The sequence below is a fragment of the Leptolyngbya sp. FACHB-671 genome, assembly GCF_014695745.1.
In the GTDB taxonomy this organism is placed as follows: domain Bacteria; phylum Cyanobacteriota; class Cyanobacteriia; order Elainellales; family Elainellaceae; genus JAAUTN01.
Window position 1 is genome coordinate 25,032 of record NZ_JACJOV010000159.1, and the last position, 13,229, is coordinate 38,260.

Genomic DNA, 13,229 nt, shown 5'->3' on the forward strand with positions numbered 1-13,229 from the left:
TGACACAGCGGGTCATCTGATGAGGTGACTCCAAAAACCCAGACTCACCCAGACAGGCGAGACGATGGGGTGAAGTGCGATCGCAACTGCCATCGTAACTTTGAAGATATAGTCACAGGTTTTACCCACGCCTGAATCTAGCTTGAGAAGGGACACCCAGCAAATTGTGATGCAATCTGAGCTTGATCTGCTACTTCAACAAATCCGCCGAGATATCCAGGCTTTGGAAGACACACTTCAGGAAAGGGGCAAGTCAGCACCTAACACACATACGCCTCTGTCGGAGCAAGATCAGCAAGCTCAAGTACTTTGGCAAAAGCTTTATACAGAGCATCTTTATACAGAGCATACAGATCCCGACGAGATGGAGATGAGTTAAAGCAGGAACGCTGACGTTAGGGCTACGTTAATGTCGGGCAAACTTACATAAGCACAGCAAAAAATATTTGGCGAGACATTTGCTGGATGACCTTGCTGAAAGCGACAACGTTTAACCTGATAGAAATATCAGGTTTTTTTGTTGAGGTGATTCAGGGTGGTCGAAAAACTGTTTGAGATTAATCAGGCAATAGAGCGTATTCGCGAGGCAGTGCGTCCCTTTCCTAAAGCTGCTATGTTTGCGCTGGCAGATGAGGGATACGGTTCGCCATTTGAGCAGCTTGTTTCCTGCATTATTTCTATTCGTACTTATGACGAAGTCAGCCTGCCCGTTTCTCGGCGGTTATTCGCGCGTGCCCGAACTCCAGAAGCAATGAGTCGCCTAACTCCTGCTGAAATTGAGCAGTTAATTCAAGACTGCACGTTTCATGAGCCGAAGTCACGGCAGATTCATGCGATCGCCCAACGCATCGTGACGGACTACAACGGTGAGTTGCCCTGTGAGGCAGAGGTGTTGCTTGCCTTTGATGGTGTTGGTCCTAAATGCTCCAACCTAACTTTGGGAATTGCCTGTGGTCAAGCGTGCATCAGTGTCGATATCCACGTTCACCGAGTCACCAATCGCTGGGGCTATGTGCAAACCCGCAAACCCGAAAAAACACTCACTGCCCTTGAAGCCAAGTTACCTACTGTTTACTGGGTAGAAATTAACCAACTGCTGGTTCCCTTTGGCAAACACATTTGCACAGGCAATCTACCCCACTGTTCAACCTGTCCGGTAGCAGAAATGTGTCAGCAAGTTGGGGTAGAAAAGCATCGCTAGCTTGGATCAAAATCACAAATCTCCCGACGGGGAGAGGTGTAGACGGCGATTAAGACGAACACTGATGGATGTTATTCAGTCCAGTTTCGTCGAGGAGAAAAGTCTATGATCTTATCTACGTTATTAGCTGCTGCCCAACAAACTACTGCTCGTGCTGGCAATACCTGGGGGTTGCCAGAAGCTCTGATTATGAGTATTTCCTGTCTTGTAATTTTGTTCTTAGCTAGCCGAGGAATTGAGCGTCCCCATGATGGTCGTCAGATGCCTCTGCCTTTCCCAGAACTGTTCAACAACATCAGTGTAGGAGGCTTTTTGGGTGCAATGAGCTTTGGGCACATTGTTGGCTCTTTGTTGATTTTGACCTTGGCGGACTACATTAGCTAAGCCGAAACTTCTAATACCGACTTAAACAGATTTCGCGACACATTAATTTCTGTAGGGGCGCACCGCAGTGCGCCCCTACCACATCTGCAACATTCTGTAGATATATTGCATGTCCCGTAACTTATCTTCCTGGATAAGTTCTTAAAATGTGCCCTGTGACTTCCTGCCCCAGCCAGGGGGTATTGGTGGAAAGCGACTTGAGAGCTTGTGGCGTAATTTGCCAGCGGTGCTGTGGGTCGAATAGAGTTAGCTCTGCAACTTGACCAGGTTGCAGGTTGGCAGGAGTTTGTCCCAAGCAAAGGGCGGGGTTGGTGCTGAGATATCGCCAGAGCGATCGCCCCTCCCAGTTCCCCGTCTCCACAAACTTCTGCCAGAGCATAGGCAGCGCCAGTTCTAGACCAATTGCTCCTGGAGGCGCTTCAGCAAAGGAAACGGTTTTTTCTTCGTAGGTGTAGGGGGTGTGGTCAATGGCGATCGCATCCAGCACGCCTTCCTCTAAACCTTGAATCAGAGCAGCTTGATCGGGCGAATTGCCTAGCGGTGGCTCTAGACGCAGGCTGGGATCATAGCTTTGAACGTCGGACGTGTTGAGCAGTAGATGCATCCACATCGTACTAGCAGTAATCGGTAAACCACGGGATTTTGCGGCTCGAATCAACTCAACGCTGCGGGTCGTGGAAACGCGCATAATGTGAACTGGGGTGCCGATGGTTTCAACGCACTCCAATAGCGCCGCTAGGGCAATAGTTTCAGCGATCGCTGGAATTCCCGGTAAGCCTAACTGCATGGATTCTAAGCCTTCTCGCACCACCCCATTTCCGGCTAGCTGGCGATCGCAGCAAGAGAAGGCGATCGGTTTACCTAAAGGCTGACAGTATTCTAGTAGTCGGCGCACTAGCGCCCAGTTTTGCAGCGGGCGACCGTCAGCAAAGCCAATTACTCCGGCAGCGGCAAGTTCTGCCAGTTCGGTCATTTGCTCGCCCTTGACCTGAGTGGTGAGGGCACCCCAAAAGTCAACCTGGGGAATCGGTCCAACGTGGCGCAGCAGCGATCGCACTCTCTCCACACCGCCCGGATTGTCGATTGCGGGGTCGGTGTCGGGTAATAACGCCAGTCGCGTGAAGCCGCCTGCGAGTGCAGATTGCATGAGTGAATCCAGAGTTTCCCTAGATTCATATCCGGGTTCGCCAGAGTGGCTATAGAGATCGACCAAACCCGGTGCCAGGATCAGGTTGGGGCGATCGCAAATTTCCACATCTTCTGGCAGATCAGCAATCTGCGCCTCTACCTGCTGAATCACCCCATCGGCAACCAGCACATCTGCTACGCGATCGCTATCAGACACCGGATCAAGCAACCGCACCTGGCGAAATAGCTCAGCCATTTACAACGCCCCTGCCGCCGTCCGGTCTAGCACCCCACCCAGGTGAGTCGTGATGTTCATCGCCTGAATCACAGGACGAGATTCAATGCCATGCGGGTAGTCGATCACGCTAACGGCTCCATTGCCTTGCTTAAATGCCCAAAAGCGCTCTGGACCTGCTCCAGCCAGATAACAGAGAATTGCTTTGTTGACCGCATCATGGGCAACGACAAGAGTAATTCCAGGCGGGTCGAGCTGAGCGGCGGATTGGACGATTGCATCCCAGGCGGCGATCGCCCGATCCCACACCTGCTGTAAATTCTCACCTTCAGGCATCTGCACGGTTTCAGGGGCGCTTTGCCACTGGGCTAACAGTCCAGGATAGCCCTGCTCAATCTCTTCCTCCAGCTTGCCTTCCCAGAGTCCGTGACTGATTTCACACAGGTTTTCATCAAGCTCCAGGTTTAGACCAGGATGCCTTTTCAGAATCGCCTCGGCTGTTTCTTTGGGACGTAGCATTGGGCTACTAACGGCTTTGGCGATCGCCACCGATTGTAAGAATGCGCCCGCCTGCTCTGCCTGTACCCGTCCCTGGTCATTTAACGGTACGTCAATTTGCCCTTGAAATCGCTTTTGACGGTTCCAGTCGGTTTCCCCATGACGCACCAGCAGCAGACGTGGACCTCGCTGTCCTTGACGAGTTTTGGGCAACACTTCGCCCATGTGTCCAGTTAGGTTAACGGATTCAAGCTGTACGGGCTGCCCTAACCCACCCGCGAAGTTCAATACGCTAATACCGCAGTTGGACTGATAAAAAGTCTGATAGCTTTCGGGTTGCAGCCCAATGGCAGTGCTGAGCAAAGCCCGATTGATGCCGCTGTGAGCGACGACTAGAATCGTTTCCCCAGCATGGTCGGGTAAAACTTCCCGCCAAAACTGCTTTGCTTGCTCGTACAAGGCCGGTACCGGAAAGAATTCTGTCGTACCATTCTCATTAGGAACCTGCATGGAAAGCTCGTGGGGGCGATCGCGCCACAGCCGATAGCCTTCCGGAAAACGACGCTCAACCTCATCAAAATCCAGCCCCTCCCAAAGAGCCAGGTTGATTTCCTTCAGGTCATCACGAAGTTGCAGCGGTGGCACTGAGTCTGAGGAATCCTGCTGCTCCAGGGTCGATAAAATCAAAGTTGCAGTTTGCTTAGCGCGTTGCAATGGGCTACTGTAGGCAGCACTAAAGCTTAAACCTTGCAGGGCACTACCGACCTGACGCGCAGCAGCTTCGCCCGCCTCTGTCAGGTAAGATTCGTCAAAGTGACCCTGAACTTTACGCAGGACATTGTAAGTGCTCTCGCCGTGACGCACGAGAATGACGCGAGTAGTCAGGACTTTATCCTCCACTAAGGTTCGTTTACAAATTGACCTGTCATTTGAAAGAAACGCAACCGATGAAAGAAACGCAACCGAGCCTCATTTCTTTCAAGAACCGCAGGATCAACAGGACAGAAAACAGTCAAAACCAGATGCATTTTAACCTGTCTCTGGCACTCCACCCGAACATTTCTTGACCTAAAGAACAGTGCGATAATGCCAATCAAGGTAGAGTTAATTCCTATTCGCCTAATTTAGCTTTTGTGAAGGATTCCATCCGAATTTGTCTGCAAACCCGCTTCCACCGCGAGAAATGATCACATTGAAACGGTTGGTTTTAACCGGTCTCACCTTTTTTGTTGTCTTTTTAGTTGGCAGTTCCCTGATCGGCAGTTGGAGTGAGCCGCAAATTACCAGTCGGCTTCAGCTTTATCAAACTGATTTGTTGCTTCAAGCGACCGAGTTTCAGCCTGAAGCAAGTGGTGCAAACGTAGACTCAACCCGTACTGCAATTTTAGGTAAGGACCCGATCGCCACCTCGCTTGAGCAATACGAGGACGTGCGGCAAACGGCTCAAACTGAACTTGACCGATTTCAGTCACGGCTTGATCAGGTTACTGTCGCCGACGCAGCCGCGCCAGAATTTCCAACCTCCTCTTCAGATCCCTCTAAGCAAGGTCAGTTACGCACCGCGATTCGACAACAGCAAACGCTGATTGACCAGCTCGACCTGCGAATTGGCATTCTTCAAGCTGAGCAAGGTCAAGTGGAAACCGCTTTAGAAACCTGGTCGAGATTGACTGCCAGCAACGGGACTCGGTCAGCCTCGGATGCAACTGCTTCGGATACAAGGGCTTCAGATGCAACAGCCCCCCCACCTAACCGAGTAGCCGAAACCTTAACGGGTCTGTGGAGCCAACCGCCACGGCTGTTGCCCGATGTTGAACAGCAGATTCAGGAAAATCTGGACGGCTGGTTTCGCGATCGGGCTCTTAGCCGCCTGTATGAACTGCAACAGCGTCCTGATGCAATATCCGCTCTTCAGCAAGCTGCACAAGCAGCCGCTCAGCAGACTTTTCTCAAACTAACGCTGATTGGTGTGGTCCCTATCATTGGCTGTTTAGCGGGTACTGCCATCTTGATTTCACTGCTAGTACAGCGGGCTTTTCGAGGCGAACAAGCGCTTCTAGCTCAAAACGGCACCACGACCTGGGAAACTCCCTGGAGCGGGGAAATCGTCTGGCAGGTGCTGATTGCTGGCTTTTTCTTTGCGGGGCAGATTGTTCTGCCACTGGCTTCACAGTTGCTTGGAATCGGTTTCTCCGCATTTGATAGCCGCGCCAGAGCCGCCTACGCGCTGCTCTACTATCTCGCAATGGCAGGGATATCCCTGTTTGTGCTTTACCTCTCGATCCGTAAGTTTCTGCCGCTTCCTCAGGAATGGTTCCGCCTGAAGAGCAAAAGTAACTGGTTTTTATGGGGGGGAGGCGGCTATCTCGTAGCGTTGCCATTGATGATCGTGGTGTCGTGGATCAATCAACAGGTTTGGCAGGGGCAGGGGGGCAGCAACCCACTGCTGCAAATTGTGCTAGAGGAAGGTGACCCCATAGCACTGGGAATGTTTTTTGCGACGGCATCGATCGCCGCTCCCATTTTCGAGGAAATCCTATTTCGCGGCTTTTTGTTGCCATCTCTGACTCGCTATATGTCGGTAGGATGGGCAATCGCCCTCAGCAGCTTAATTTTTGCCACCGCTCACCTCAGCCTTGCCGAAGTTTTACCGCTAACTTTATTAGGTGCCGTGTTGGGATTTGTATATACGCGATCGCGTAGTCTCCTATCTCCAATCCTGCTACATAGCCTTTGGAATAGCGTTACGATGATCGGCTTATTCCTTTTGGGTAGTGGTGCGGAATAGGATCGGTTATTACGTCCTACGGGAGTGTCAAGCTGCCTTAGTTTTGCGACAGCATAAAGGAGTTGAGGAAAAAAGCTAAGCGTTTCTAGCTCGATAAATTTTACTCGAACAGACCTAGCTTGGCTTTTTGAATTAGCAGTTTTATTGGCAGCTTGATGCCAGGAGCCAATTATGCCTAATTCGGTCAAAGAAAACTCTGTTAAAAACAAAATTTCGGAAGACCTTCAAAAAGCAAAAACTGAAGGGCAACTGAGAACAGAACGGATTCGAGAAATCGTCAAACTGGCTGTATCACAGGCAGTTTCAGAAATCAAAGAAGGATCAGTTGAAATTCGCTCGATCGTTAGAGAAGCGGTCTCCACGGTCATTGATAATTTGCAAGATCGGGGTCAGGAAACTAAGGAAGAAATCACCGCTTCAATTGAAGGCGCAATTGAAGGAATCAGTAGCGTGAGACGGCAGGCGATCGCCAAAACCCAGTCTGAAGTTGAGCAGCTTCAAGCTCAAATTGATGGCGAAGAAAAAGCGCTTCAAGGACAAATTGACAGCGCTCTAATGGATATTGAGGAGACGGGAAGCAGCAGATCAACAGAGATCAAATCTGCCATTAATTCTGCTGTGAGTTCAGTCAAAGACAGCGAAGAAGTGTCTTCGATGCGGAAGCGTTACGCACAACTGCAAACCCAACTCTCTGTTTTGCAGGCCAATCTAGCTGCCCGTTATGGTGCTCGTTATGAAGAGGTTCAACGGCATTTAGATAGCGCTAAAACTTGGTACGACCAAACTAAAGCTCAGGCTGAAGTGGGAGAAACACCTCGGTTAAATCAGAAGCAAGTAGAATTTGAGCAAAAAATGGGTGAAGCCGGAGCCGCTCTAGCACGAGGAGAGCAACGAGTGAAGCAATTGCTCAAAGAGCTTTGGCATTCCGTTAGAAACGGTGACGCAAGCTAATTGCACCAGTCTATAAAAAGAAAAAAGATCTAAAAAGAAAGGTGGGCAATGCTCACCTTTCTTTTTGTTTGAAAAATAAGTCTAAAAAATAAAATGTAGGGGGAGCAACGCTCCCCCTACATTTACAGTCCTGGAATAGATCAATTAGAAGTTTTCTTGACGGCGAGCTACTTCGCTGTGCTTGGCGAGCGCCCAAACAGCATGAATGCTGCCCGGTAGCCAACCTAAGAGCGTCAACACAATGTTAATCAGCAGAGTTGTACTAACTCCGTAGGTCAAAAACACTCCAACAGGAGGTAACAAAATTGCCAGAACTAATCGAAGTAAATTCATAAGGTTTCTCCCAAAAACTTTTGCACTAGAGACTTTTCACGCTAGCTTTTATTCCATTGTTTCAACTTATAATCAAACTGCCCTCCACCGTGAGAATTAATTGTTGCTTGCTTGTTCTAATCCTTTTCAAAAATGTCTTTAGGACGACCTCGAATCTATCTGCATGGGGAGGTGACAGTCAGGTTATATGGCTGATCATTGAGGTAGTTTAAGCAAATTTGTATTTTGCTTCCCCTTGAAGTTGAAGTTCGTTTGAGGAAAATTTTATGCTTAGCGCCCTTTTTACTGCTCTGGCTACCGCCTTGAGTTTGCTGGTTGTAGATTTAGCCGTTCCTGGTGTTGATCTGGCAAACTTTCCAGCAGCGTTGATTGCTGCTCTGGTGATTGGACTGGTCAACTCCACTGCAAAGCCAGTTCTATCAACACTATCTCTGCCGCTCAACTTCGTGAGTTTTGGTTTGTTCTCGCTTGTAGTTAACGGACTTTGTTTCTGGCTTGCGTCAGTACTAACCCCCGGATTCGCAGTTCGAGGAATTCTAGCTTTCATTCTAGGTCCAGTCATTCTAACTTTTGTGAATACCTTCATTCTCAGATATTTTGCTGAGCGCAGACCTGCACTGAACCTAAACACAAATGCCAAAACGGAAGCATAGTACCTAACGAGCACGACTTCTGGGCTCCTGGTGCAGCACAAGTTAAATAGAGCAAGTGCAAAACCCAATGCCATTTAGTTAGGCATTGGGTTTTAGCTATTTAGCTCTCCATACAAAAAAGGGCAGCCTAATGGCTACCCCAATCTACATACTTCTTTCCCCTAAAGGATAGGATGCATGTTGCTCAATTTACTTAAACACCGACCGCTTCTTTCGCGGCGTACATCACTTCGACGGTGATTTCGGTTAAGTTGCGATCGCGCGCAAACTTTTCCGTATTGCGTTTCACCTTACCGCGCACAAAGCCAGGTACTTTGTTCAGCTCCGCCTGTGCATCTTTTGTCCAGCCCAGATCAGAATCAGTGCTGATACCTTTAGTGATCACTTCCTTAGTATCGTGACCGCCAAAGATTTCGAGCAAGTGATCTTCCATCCCCAACGTGAAGGAGTTGTAGACCAAGTCAGCAATCTGATTGGTGCCTTCATAACCCACAAAAGGCTTATAGCCAATAGGGAAATCTTGAATGTGAATCGGAGCTGCAATTACCCCACAGGGAATGTGTAGTCGCTTGCCCACATGTCGTTCCATTTGGGTGCCGAAGATGGCAGAGGGTTCTAGGCGGGCGATCGCATCGCCGATTGCCCCATTGTCATCACTAATCATCACCTCATCACAGTACTCACTCACCTGCTCCCGGAACCAGGCTTCGTCATACTTGCAGTAAGTCCCTGCCAACACCACATGAATTCCCATCTCACGGGACAAGACTTTAGTGAGTGCAGCAGCGTGAGTATTGTCGCCAAATACAACTGCTTTCTTACCCGTCAGGTTTTGGCAGTCGATCGAGCGAGAAAACCAGGCGGCTTGTGAGACATACAGGGTTTGCTCGTTGATGAAGTCTTCGTAATCCACCCCTGCGCCCTGTTCATTCAGCACTTGCTGAATTTTGCGAATGCAGCGAGCTGTTTCCACCACGCCCATCGGCGTAATGTCTACAAAGGGCATCCCAAAGTCTTCCTGGAGATATTGCGCCGCCATCAAGCCAACTTCACGGTAAGGCACCAAATTGAACCAGGCTTTGGGCAAATCCTTCAGATTTTGAACCGATGCGCCTTCAGGAATTACCTGGTTCACCTCAATTCCCAAATCTGCCATCAGCCGCTTCAGTTCAGTGCAGTCGTGCTGATTGTGGAAGCCAAGGGAGGTAATACCGATGATATTAACGGAAGGTTTCTCGGTTTTGCCTGTAGGCAAGCTGCCCTGTTTCTTCGCTTTGGCAATGTAAAACTGCACAATTTGCTGAAGCGTGCGATCGGCGGCTTGCAGTTCATTCACACGATAGTGATTTACGTCAGCCAGCATCACATCGCCCTTCGCATCAATTTGGGCGCGATCGACAAAGTTTTGCAAATCCTCTTGCAGAATGCTGGAAGTGCAAGTCGGGGTCAGCACAATCAGGTCAGGCTTTTCTTCTGCATCCTTGCGGGTGATGTTGTTCACCACTTTTTCTTGAGAACCTCGCGCCAACACATTGCGATCGACGGAGCTAATGGTGACGGGCGTAAAGTTGCGATCGCGCTCTAACATCGATCGCATCACATTAAAATAGTCATCGCCAATCGGAGCGTGCATGATGGCATGGACATTCTTAAAGGAACTGGAGACGCGGAGGGTACCAATGTGCGCAGGGCCGGCATACATCCAGTAAGCCAATTTCATAAACTGATCTCCGTTTCGCTGAGGGTCGCTTGCCCAAAGGTTTTGGACAATACTTCTGAGTTTGAGAATTGCTTACGATTGTCTCAGAGATATCCAAGGGATGAGCGATCGCTATTTATTTCTTAGGATATGAGAACATTAGGAGCGATCGCTGAACAAATTGCCTAGGAAGGGATGGAGCGATCGTGTCTATCAATCAGTTCCCTTTTTCTGCAACGATTCTTAATTCTTCGCGACCTTTTTCAACCTTAGCAAATAGAAAACAGAAGAATGGAAATCGCAAATCTATTCCAACGAGTATCCTTAAACCAGGGCATTCCTGATAGCTCAGCGGAAGTGCAGCACTGCTTATGCTTTGACCATTTCAGCTTTTGCACCAGGTAATATTGGCTCAAAATGCAAAATCATGATTTGCTCTGGGCGCAACCCCAATGACTCGTATGTGCGTCCGTTGCGATCGCTAAATTCAACCTCAAATGCAGCACCCTCTGCTAGTAGCTCAACAACTGTTCCTACCTGTCCACGCCATAGATTGTACTGAGGAAGGTCAACAGTCAGAGCAACAACATCTAACAGCTTGACTGTATTGTTTGTCATGCTTTGTACCTCCACGTTACAGAGGGTAGCAGGTCGTCAACTTTGGAATCTCCGAACCATGCTCGATGAGCCAGCCACTCCGAAGGGTTGCACTTTTATTCTGCCATTCGATTGTGAAATCCAGAGTGTAGCGTTGCCCAAATTCATCTCGCCTTCCCAACGGAGCTGCTTGAACTTTGACAACCTCAAACAGGATTTGACGCAATTCTTCAGCATTATCAGCCGTCATTCCAAGAATTGATGAAAAAAGTCGAGCTTTATGCTTACCATCGTCGTGTTCCAAGTTGAGGCAGTAATCGCGCAACTTACGAATATCAACAACTGCATTTTCTGCATTGGGAATTAGCATTCGAGTCTTGCACGTTCCACTGGAGCCAAAATCTAGAGCATACTGCAACGTGTAGAATCTATTTTTGGTCGCAACAAGCCAAAAAATGTGATTTTAATTTCAAGCTTTTGCAGAGCAATTGTTCTTGTTCTTGGGGTTCGACTAACTAGGATGATTTGTGGCTTGAAGTAGCCAATCCTGACGGAGTTTTGCGATCGCCACTTCTTTGTGTTTTGCCTCAACCTCAATCCAGGGAGCATTGCGATAAGAACTGGGCATCACAGTAATCAGGTCGCTGTGGCGCGGATCGTTGAACGATGCAAGTCCGTTTGAGATGTGAACAAGCTGCCAGTCGGGTCTATCCCAGGTGCTACGGGCGGCTACTAGCATGGCAGCGACACTGGGATGTTCATAGCTGTCCAGGTGATCGTGAATGATGTGATGGTGAGCGTCAAACACCATGGGCACTCCAGCAGTCTGACAGATAGCCAGAATGTCCTCAGAGCCATACGTGTGTTCGTCGTTTTCCAGAGTCAAACGATTGCGAATCGCTTCGGGCAAATCTCGAATGACGCTAATCAACCGCTCCGCTCGATCGCCCTTCCCCCCGTGAACATTCATCAATGACCAAGACGATCGCGGCAAGCCCATCAGGTCAAAGGTTCTGGCATAGGCAGTGAGAATTTTGATGCTGTTAGCAATTACTTCTGGTTTGTCGGAATTGAGTACAACAAACTGTTCGGGGTGCATAACGATACGGATGCCAAGCTGAAGGGCGCGATCACCCACCTGCCGCAATGAGTCACTAAACTCTGTTAATACTGCTGCCCCTAACGACTCATCGGCAAAGGGAAATAGCCCGGAGGCAATACGGTACAGAAAAATTTCCTCAGCCGCACAAAACTCTAACGCAGCTCCTAAGCGCCGCAGATTTTCGGCATACAGGTCGCGCAAAGCCTTCTCCTGCTCGGCTTCTGAAAGTAGCAACAGACGTTTGCGCGTTAGAGTCCGATAGCGAACCTGATTGGAAGATGTGATGCAAACCAACCCTAACTTTGGTGTGATTTGAGAATCTCCCAAAGCTGCGAATTCTTCTGAGGAGACGATTTCTAAAGAACTGGCTGGACGAAGCATTCCCAAACACCAATCTGCTGAACAGTACATGTCCAACTTAAAAGTTCTTGGACTTTAGTACCTCTATCTGGCGTTGAGGAATTGCTGAAGAAAATTTCTACCTGCTTGAACAGTTGAAGACACTTTGGGAGAAGAGAGGCGATCGCCCTCCTCCAGTTTGTACTGAAGTTTGAGTCTTACTGACATGAGAAATGGATCTTGTAGGGGCGTTTCGCGAAACGCCCTTACAGTGCAAGCCACATTGAATAACACCGAATTAGGGTAAGGAACTAGACCTTGAGGGCAACAATCTTTTGCACTGCCTCAACAATTTGATGAGGCTGCACAATGGTCAGGTTTTCCAGCGTTCCGTTATAGGGCGTGGGAATGTCCTGCGAAGCTAAACGAATCACTGGAGCATCCAATTCATCGAAGAGGCGATCGTTGATTGAAGCCGTCAGTTCAGCCCCAATTCCGCCTGACCTCATGCACTCTTCCACAATGATCACGCGATGGGTTTTGCGGATCGAGGCTCCAATAGTCTCAAAGTCAAGCGGCTTTAACGAAATCAGGTCGATGACTTCAGGATCAAATCCTTCTTTGGTCAGCGTTTTCACCGCATTCATGACGTGATGTCGCATCCGGGAATAGGTGAGAATGGTTACATCTTCGCCTTGCCGCACCACTTCGGCTTTGTCCAACGGCAGCAGATATTCCTCTTCAGGCAGGTCTTCCTTCAGGTTGTAGAGCAGCACATGCTCAAAAAACAGCACAGGATTGTCATTCCGAATGGCGGATTTGAGTAAGCCTTTTGCGTTGTAGGGGGTGGAGCAAGCCACCAACTTTAAGCCAGGAACGCCTTGAAAATAGGCTTCTAGCCGCTGGGAATGTTCTGCTCCAAGCTGTCGTCCTACGCCACCTGGTCCGCGAATTACCATCGGGGTTTTGAAATTGCCGCCGGAGGTGTAGCGCAGCATTCCAGCATTGTTAGCAATTTGGTTGAACGCCAGCAGCAAGAAGCCCATGTTCATGCCTTCGATGATCGGGCGCAAACCTGTCATTGCGGCTCCAACTGCCATGCCCGTGAAGCTGTTTTCAGCGATCGGCGTATCGAGGACGCGCAGATCGCCATATTTCTTGTGAAGGTCTCTGGTGACTTTATAAGAACCGCCATAGTGCCCAACGTCTTCGCCCAAAACAAAGACGGAGGAATCTCTTGCCATCTCTTCGTCGATCGCTTCACGTAAGGCGTTGAATAGGAGGGTTTCTGCCATCTGGAGGTTCGAATAGATTTGATCGT

16 protein-coding genes are annotated in these 13,229 nt (G+C 49.2%); 6 read left to right on the forward strand and 10 right to left on the reverse strand.

Annotation, left to right across the window (positions count from 1 at the left end):
- Window positions 1-12: 12 nt before the first annotated feature.
- Window positions 13-156, reverse strand: a complete 144-nt coding sequence (locus H6F93_RS29455) for a hypothetical protein (RefSeq protein ID WP_190688930.1) — start codon at window positions 154-156, stop codon at window positions 13-15.
- A gap of 13 nt (window positions 157-169) precedes the next feature.
- On the opposite strand from H6F93_RS29455, the gene H6F93_RS29460 reads away from it, so the two are divergent.
- The 3 genes from H6F93_RS29460 to H6F93_RS29470 all read left to right on the forward strand — a co-directional run bounded on the left by H6F93_RS29460 (window position 170) and on the right by H6F93_RS29470 (window position 1,585).
- Window positions 170-379: a hypothetical protein gene (locus H6F93_RS29460; RefSeq protein WP_190644990.1), complete on the forward strand. Its 210-nt coding sequence runs from the start codon at window positions 170-172 to the stop codon at window positions 377-379.
- A 156-nt stretch (window positions 380-535) separates the two neighbouring features.
- On the forward strand, window positions 536-1,201 hold the full coding sequence (locus H6F93_RS29465) for an endonuclease III domain-containing protein (protein WP_347277375.1): 666 nt from the start codon (window positions 536-538) through the stop codon (window positions 1,199-1,201).
- 105 nt (window positions 1,202-1,306) lie between these two features.
- The gene (locus tag H6F93_RS29470; protein ID WP_190644991.1) at window positions 1,307-1,585 is read left to right on the forward strand and encodes a photosystem I reaction center subunit PsaK; all 279 of its coding nucleotides are present in this window, start codon (window positions 1,307-1,309) and stop codon (window positions 1,583-1,585) included.
- A 121-nt stretch (window positions 1,586-1,706) separates the two neighbouring features.
- Here the strand turns inward: H6F93_RS29470 and H6F93_RS29475 are convergent, their stop codons facing one another.
- Together H6F93_RS29475 and H6F93_RS29480 are read right to left on the reverse strand one after the other, a co-directional pair.
- A complete protein-coding gene (locus tag H6F93_RS29475; RefSeq protein ID WP_190688934.1) occupies window positions 1,707-2,969 on the reverse strand; it encodes a dihydroorotase in 1,263 nt (420 codons plus the stop codon).
- Entirely contained in the window at window positions 2,970-4,346 is a 1,377-nt protein-coding gene (locus tag H6F93_RS29480) for a histidine phosphatase family protein (protein ID WP_347277376.1), read from the reverse strand.
- A gap of 283 nt (window positions 4,347-4,629) precedes the next feature.
- Here H6F93_RS29480 and H6F93_RS29485 point away from each other — a divergent pair, with 283 nt between their 5' ends.
- On the forward strand, window positions 4,630-6,234 hold the full coding sequence (locus H6F93_RS29485) for a CPBP family intramembrane glutamic endopeptidase (RefSeq protein ID WP_199314190.1): 1,605 nt from the start codon (window positions 4,630-4,632) through the stop codon (window positions 6,232-6,234).
- Window positions 6,235-6,405: 171 nt separating this feature from the next.
- Entirely contained in the window at window positions 6,406-7,185 is a 780-nt protein-coding gene (locus H6F93_RS29490) for a histidine kinase (protein ID WP_190688937.1), read from the forward strand.
- A 144-nt stretch (window positions 7,186-7,329) separates the two neighbouring features.
- Here the strand turns inward: H6F93_RS29490 and H6F93_RS29495 are convergent, their stop codons facing one another.
- Entirely contained in the window at window positions 7,330-7,518 is a 189-nt protein-coding gene (locus H6F93_RS29495) for a YqaE/Pmp3 family membrane protein (RefSeq protein ID WP_190644994.1), read from the reverse strand.
- 266 nt (window positions 7,519-7,784) lie between these two features.
- On the opposite strand from H6F93_RS29495, the gene H6F93_RS29500 reads away from it, so the two are divergent.
- A complete protein-coding gene (locus tag H6F93_RS29500; protein ID WP_190644995.1) occupies window positions 7,785-8,171 on the forward strand; it encodes a phage holin family protein in 387 nt (128 codons plus the stop codon).
- A gap of 193 nt (window positions 8,172-8,364) precedes the next feature.
- Here the strand turns inward: H6F93_RS29500 and bchB are convergent, their stop codons facing one another.
- The 6 genes from bchB to H6F93_RS29525 all read right to left on the reverse strand — a co-directional run bounded on the left by bchB (window position 8,365) and on the right by H6F93_RS29525 (window position 13,203).
- Window positions 8,365-9,891, reverse strand: a complete 1,527-nt coding sequence (gene bchB / locus H6F93_RS29505) for a ferredoxin:protochlorophyllide reductase (ATP-dependent) subunit B (protein ID WP_190688940.1) — start codon at window positions 9,889-9,891, stop codon at window positions 8,365-8,367.
- A 348-nt stretch (window positions 9,892-10,239) separates the two neighbouring features.
- A complete protein-coding gene (locus H6F93_RS29510) occupies window positions 10,240-10,488 on the reverse strand; it encodes a DUF4926 domain-containing protein (RefSeq protein ID WP_190688943.1) in 249 nt (82 codons plus the stop codon).
- Window positions 10,489-10,504: 16 nt separating this feature from the next.
- Window positions 10,505-10,837 carry a DUF6883 domain-containing protein gene (locus tag H6F93_RS29515; RefSeq protein ID WP_190688947.1) on the reverse strand — a complete coding sequence of 111 codons (333 nt, stop codon included), beginning with the start codon at window positions 10,835-10,837 and terminating at the stop codon, window positions 10,505-10,507.
- A gap of 141 nt (window positions 10,838-10,978) precedes the next feature.
- Window positions 10,979-11,950, reverse strand: coding sequence for a UV DNA damage repair endonuclease UvsE (gene uvsE / locus H6F93_RS29520; protein WP_190645086.1), 972 nt, complete (start codon window positions 11,948-11,950; stop codon window positions 10,979-10,981).
- Window positions 11,951-12,013: 63 nt separating this feature from the next.
- On the reverse strand, window positions 12,014-12,136 hold the full coding sequence (locus H6F93_RS34870; protein WP_277882216.1) for a hypothetical protein: 123 nt from the start codon (window positions 12,134-12,136) through the stop codon (window positions 12,014-12,016).
- An 83-nt stretch (window positions 12,137-12,219) separates the two neighbouring features.
- The gene (locus H6F93_RS29525) at window positions 12,220-13,203 is read right to left on the reverse strand and encodes an alpha-ketoacid dehydrogenase subunit beta (RefSeq protein ID WP_190644999.1); all 984 of its coding nucleotides are present in this window, start codon (window positions 13,201-13,203) and stop codon (window positions 12,220-12,222) included.
- Window positions 13,204-13,229 lie beyond the last annotated feature (26 nt).

Excerpts from the sequence above, each read along its gene's own strand:
- H6F93_RS29470 (WP_190644991.1), top strand. The coding sequence starts at position 1,307 with ATGATCTTATCTACGTTATTAGCTGCTGCCCAACAAACTACTGCTCGT.
- H6F93_RS29510 (WP_190688943.1), bottom strand. The coding sequence starts at position 10,488 with ATGACAAACAATACAGTCAAGCTGTTAGATGTTGTTGCTCTGACTGTT.
- H6F93_RS29525 (WP_190644999.1), bottom strand. The coding sequence starts at position 13,203 with ATGGCAGAAACCCTCCTATTCAACGCCTTACGTGAAGCGATCGACGAA.
- H6F93_RS29490 (WP_190688937.1), top strand. The coding sequence starts at position 6,406 with ATGCCTAATTCGGTCAAAGAAAACTCTGTTAAAAACAAAATTTCGGAA.
- H6F93_RS29485 (WP_199314190.1), top strand. The coding sequence starts at position 4,630 with ATGATCACATTGAAACGGTTGGTTTTAACCGGTCTCACCTTTTTTGTT.
- H6F93_RS29475 (WP_190688934.1), bottom strand. The coding sequence starts at position 2,969 with ATGGCTGAGCTATTTCGCCAGGTGCGGTTGCTTGATCCGGTGTCTGAT.
- H6F93_RS29460 (WP_190644990.1), top strand. The coding sequence starts at position 170 with ATGCAATCTGAGCTTGATCTGCTACTTCAACAAATCCGCCGAGATATC.
- H6F93_RS29495 (WP_190644994.1), bottom strand. The coding sequence starts at position 7,518 with ATGAATTTACTTCGATTAGTTCTGGCAATTTTGTTACCTCCTGTTGGA.
- H6F93_RS29515 (WP_190688947.1), bottom strand. The coding sequence starts at position 10,837 with ATGCTAATTCCCAATGCAGAAAATGCAGTTGTTGATATTCGTAAGTTG.
- uvsE (WP_190645086.1), bottom strand. The coding sequence starts at position 11,950 with ATGCTTCGTCCAGCCAGTTCTTTAGAAATCGTCTCCTCAGAAGAATTC.
- bchB (WP_190688940.1), bottom strand. The coding sequence starts at position 9,891 with ATGAAATTGGCTTACTGGATGTATGCCGGCCCTGCGCACATTGGTACC.
- H6F93_RS29500 (WP_190644995.1), top strand. The coding sequence starts at position 7,785 with ATGCTTAGCGCCCTTTTTACTGCTCTGGCTACCGCCTTGAGTTTGCTG.
- H6F93_RS34870 (WP_277882216.1), bottom strand. The coding sequence starts at position 12,136 with ATGTCAGTAAGACTCAAACTTCAGTACAAACTGGAGGAGGGCGATCGC.